Source organism: Streptomyces bobili (genome assembly GCF_002154575.1).
Taxonomy (GTDB): domain Bacteria; phylum Actinomycetota; class Actinomycetes; order Streptomycetales; family Streptomycetaceae; genus Streptomyces; species Streptomyces bobili.
In genome coordinates this window covers 1-642 of sequence record NZ_MUBA01000932.1, presented here as the reverse complement: position 1 = coordinate 642, position 642 = coordinate 1, and the positions used below count along the sequence as shown (strand labels likewise).

The 642-nt window shown below is 73.8% G+C and carries 1 protein-coding gene; it reads right to left on the bottom strand.

The genetic code is table 11. The annotated features are described in order from the left end of the window. Positions 1-577: peptidoglycan bridge formation glycyltransferase FemA/FemB family protein (locus BZL64_RS38790; protein ID WP_143663484.1), on the bottom strand; the 577-nt coding region annotated here is incomplete at its 3' end. Between the last annotated feature and the right edge of the window lie 65 nt (positions 578-642).

Below are 642 nucleotides of genomic sequence, written 5' to 3'. Positions count from 1 at the left end.
CGCCCTGGATCTCCTCCAGCGTCCGCCCGGCGTACGGCACCTGGAAGACGTACCGCGGCTGTCCCGCCGCGAAGCCGTCCTCGCCGCCTGGCTCGGCCTGCCGCCAGCCGGCGCCCCGCAGCCGTTCGGCGACGTCGAGGGCGCGCGGTTCGGTGGAGGTGGGCTCGGCGTCCGCCAGCCGCCGGGCGCCCGGATCGGCGATCGCGGCCTTCACGGCGTCGGCGCTCCAGCGGCGTACGACGACGGGCGGGCCCATCTTCACCGAGAACGCGCCGCGCGCCTTGAGGTGGGCGAGCATCGGCGTCAGCCAGCGCTCGACGAGGTCCGCCGCGAACCAGTCGACGACGGGCCCCTCGGGCAGATAGGCCAGGTACCGCTTCAGCTTCGGCAGTGGCCGCAGCAGCACCAGCCCGGCCCCCACGAGATCCCCCCGCTCGTCGAGCCATCCGAGACTCTCCGCCCGCCAGTCCGGCTTCACGTCCCCCCAGGCGGGGATCTGCATATGGCTGACGGAGGGACGGCCCGCGACGAACGCCAGATGCTCGTCACGGGTGATCGTCTGGACACGCAGGCTCATGGGGCGGGGCTCCTTCGATCGGCGGAACGACGGTCCGGCGGCCAGCGTAGAAGTCGCCCACGCCC